Annotated in this window: 1 protein-coding gene; it reads right to left on the reverse strand. The window is 75.2% G+C overall.

Annotation, left to right across the window (positions count from 1 at the left end):
- Nucleotides 1–4,172, reverse strand: a 4,172-nt coding sequence (locus AB0B58_RS42180; protein ID WP_360237006.1) for a beta-ketoacyl synthase N-terminal-like domain-containing protein, incomplete at both ends; no start/stop codon positions are given.

Here is a 4,172-nt window from a genome sequence, read left to right on the forward strand (position 1 = left end):
CACTCGTGCACCACCGACCGGATCGGGGCGCCGACCGTCGTGGCCGGGCGCCACTCGATCGCGTACAGCGGCGCGTCCGCGGTGACGGCGAGCTGGTCCGCGGTGACCGGGCGGCCGACCATCGAGCCGGCCGACAGCACCGGCCGGCCGGTGACGTCGGCCAGGTCGAGCGCCATGCCGCCGTTGCCGGCGCGGCGCACCCGGATCCGCAGCGCGGTCGCGCCGGCCGCGTGCAGGGTGACGTCGTTCCAGGCGAACGGGATGGCGGTCGGTGAGGTCGCGTCGCCGAGCAGGCCGGGCAGGGTGGCGTGCATGGTGGCGTCGAGCAGGGCCGGGTGGATGCCGAAAAGGGCGGCGTCGTCGTGTGCCTGCTCGGGGAGCGCCACCTCGGCGTAGACGTCGTCGCCGGAGCGCCAGGCCGCGCGCAGGCCCTGGAACACCGGGCCGTAGGCGTAGCCGTGCTCGGCGAGGATCGGGTACGCGTCGCCGACGGCGACCTCCTCGGCGCCGGCCGGCGGCCACTGCGACAGCTCGAACGCGGCGGCGGGCACGCCGGTGGTCAGCGAGCCGGCCGCGTGCCGCAGCCAGCGGTCCCCGGCTCGGGTGTGGATGGAGACCGTGCGGCGGCCGTCCTCGTCGGGGCCGACGGTGACCTGCAGCGGCAGCGCGCCGGCGGCCGGGAGCACCAGCGGCGCGCCGAGCGTCAGCTCCTCCAGGTGCGGGGCGCCGCTGGCGGCGCCGGCGTGCAGCGCCAGCTCGACCAGGGCCGAGCCGGGCGCCAGCGTGGAGCCGAGGACGGTGTGGTCGGCGAGCCACGGCTGGGCGTCCAGGGACAGTCGTCCGGTGAACAGGCGCCCGCCCGTGCCGGGTAGCTCGACGACGGCGCCGAGCAGCGGGTGCCCGTCGGTGCCGAGGCCGAGGGCGGCCGGGTCGGAGGTGCCGGTGGTGGCGTCGACCCAGTATCGCCGGCGCTGGAACGGGTAGGTGGGCAGGTCGACCCGGTCGCCGCTGACGATGGCGGTCCAGTCGACGTGCTGACCGGCGGCCCAGAGCCGCCCGACCGCGGTGAGCAGGGTGGCGACCTCGTCCCGGTCGCGGCGCAGAGCGGCGACGCCGTCGTCGACCATCGCCGAAAGCACCGCATCCGGGCCGAGCTCGAGGAACCGCGCCGCCCCGGTCGCGGCGATCCCGTCGGCGAACCGCACGGTCTCGCGGACGTGCCGCACCCAGTACGCCGGATCGGTGAACAGGTCGGTCTCGACCCGGCCGGTGACGTTGGAGACCAGCGCAACCGTCGGCGGGTGCAACGCCAGACCGGACACCACCTGGGCGAAGTCGTCCAGCATAGGATCCATCAACGCGGAGTGGAACGCGTGACTGACCGTCAACCGCCGACTCCGGCCGAAACCAGCCGCACAGGCCAGCACCGACTCCTCCGGACCGGACAACACCACGGCACGCGGACCGTTCACCGCCGCGATCGAGACACCCACCGGCACCACGACCTCCGACTCGGCCGCCTCCACCGCGACCATCACACCGCCCGCCGGCAACGCCTGCATCAGACGACCACGCGCGGCGACCAGCACGCACGCGTCCTCCAGCGAGAACACCCCCGCGACGTGCGCCGCCGCGATCTCGCCGACCGAGTGCCCCAGCAGCACGTCCGGGCGCACACCCCACGACTCCAGGAGCCGGAACAACGCCACCTCGACCGCGAAGATCGCCGGCTGCGCGTTGCCGGTCCGGTCGAGGTCGTCCCAGTCGATGTCCAGGTGCGCCGTCACCGCGTCGAACGCGGCCGCGTAGGCGGGGAACCGCCGGTACAGCTCCCGGCCCATGCCCACCCGCTGCGAGCCCTGGCCGGTGAACATCATCGCGCACGTGCCCTCGACCGGGGTGCTCGCCTCGGCCGAGGCGAGCGCGGACCGCAGCTCGGCTGCGGTGGCGCCGACGACGACCGTGCGGTGGTCCAGCGCCGACCGTCCGGCGAGCGTGCGGCCGATGTCGGCCGGGTCGGCGTCCACCGCGCCGATGCGGGCCGCCTGGTCGCGCAGCGCCTCCGGCGAGCGGGCCGACAGGACCCAGGGCAGGACCCCGCCGGTACGCGGGGCCGCGGTGGCCGGCGCCGCGGGCGGCTGCTCCAGGACGACATGCGCGTTGGTGCCGCTGATGCCGAACGCGGACACCGCGGCCCGCCGCGGCCGGTCGCCGGTCTCCCACCGCCGCGCCGCGGTGAGCAGTTCCACGTTGCCCTCGGTCCAGTCCACGTGTGGGGACGGGACCTCGGCGTGCAGGGTGCGGGGCATCTCGCCGTGCCGCATCGCCTGCACCATCTTGATCACGCCGGCGACGCCGGCGGCGGCCTGGGTGTGCCCGATGTTGGACTTGATCGTGCCGAGCCGCAGCGGTTCGGCGCGGTCCTGCCCGTACGTGGCCAGCAGCGCCTGCGCCTCGATCGGATCGCCGAGGGTGGTGCCGGTGCCGTGCGCCTCGACCACGTCGATCTGGCCGGGGGTGAGCCGTGCGTCGGCCAGCGCGGCGCGGATCACCCGCTGCTGCGAGGGCCCGTTCGGTGCGGACATGCCGTTGGAGGCGCCGTCCTGGTTGACCGCCGACCCGCGTACGACCGCGAGGATCTCGTGGCCGTTGGCCTGCGCGTCGGAGAGCCGCTCGACGAGGAGCACGCCGACGCCCTCGGACCAGCCGACCCCGTCGGCGGAGCCGGCGAACGCCTTGCAGCGCCCGTCCGCGGACAGGCCGCGCTGGCGGGAGAACTCGATGAACATGCCCGGCGTTGCCATCACCGTGGCGCCGCCGGCCAGGGCCAGGTCGCACTCGCCGGACCGCAGCGACTGCACGGCCAGGTGCAGGGCGACAAGCGAGGACGAGCAGGCCGTGTCGACGGTGACGGCCGGTCCCTCGAAGCCGAACGTGTAGGAGACGCGGCCGGAGACGACGCTACCGCCGCTGGTGCCGGACGGTGACACGTTGAGCGCGTAGTCGTGGTACATGACGCCGGCGAAGACACCGGTGGCGCTGCCCTTGAGGGTGGCCGGGTCGATGCCGGCCCGTTCGAGGGCCTCCCAGGAGGTTTCGAGCAGCAGGCGCTGCTGCGGGTCCATGTAGGCGGCCTCGCGCGGCGAGATGCCGAAGAAGGCCGGGTCGAAGTCGCCGGCGTCGTACAGGAAGCTGCCCCTGCGGGTGTAGCTCCTGCCCTCCTTGCCGGGCTCCGGGTCGTAGAGGCCGTCGAGGTCCCAGCCGCGGTCCGCCGGCAGGTCGGAGACGGTGTCGACGCCATCTCTGACCAGCCGCCACAGCGCCTCGGGGTCGGTGACGCCGCCCGGGTAGCGGCAGGCCATGCCGACGATGGCGATCGGCTCGTCGTCGCGCAGCCTGGCGGCGGGCCGCTGCGGCCGCTCGGCCGGGGCGGCGAGCGCGCCCAGCAGGCCCAGGATGTGGTCGGTGACCGCGCCGGCGTTCGGGTGATCGAAGACCAGCGTGGCGGGCAGCCGCAGGCCGGTGGCGGTGTTCAGCTGGTTGCGCAGCTCGGTGGCGGCGAGGGAGTCGAAGCCGAGCTCCTGGAAGGCCCGGTCGGGCGCGATGGCGTCGACGGAGCCGTGCCCGAGGACGGCGGCGACCCGCTCGCGGACCAGGGCGAGGATATCCCGCCGGTTGGCGGCCACGGCGGTCGGCGGCGCCGCGGCGGCCCGGCGTACCTTCGGGGTGAAGTCGCGGAGCAGGGCCGGGACCGCGTCGGTGCGGGCGCGCAGCGCGGCGGCGTCGAGCTTGATCGCGGCGACGGCCGCCGGTGCGGCGCGGAGCGCGGCGGCGAAGAGCGCGAGGCCCTCGGCGCGGCTGAGCGTGGGTACGCCCTGTGCGGCCATCCGGCGGCGGTCCACCTCGGCGAGGTGCCGTCCCAGGCCGGCGTCCATGTCCCAGAGGCCGAACGCCATCGAGGTGGCGGGCCGGCCCTGTGCCCGGCGGAGGTCGGCGAGGCCGTCGAGGAAGACGTTGGCGGCGGCGTAGTTCGCCTGCCCGGCGGTGAGCACCAGGCCACCGGCGGAGGAGATGAGCACGAACGCGGTCAGGTCCATGTCGGCGGTGAGCTCGTGCAGGTGCCAGGCGGCGTCGGCCTTCGGCGCCAGGACCGCGTCGATGCGCTCCGGGGT

The organism is Actinoplanes sp. NPDC049118 (genome assembly GCF_040648555.1).
Classification (GTDB): domain Bacteria; phylum Actinomycetota; class Actinomycetes; order Mycobacteriales; family Micromonosporaceae; genus Actinoplanes.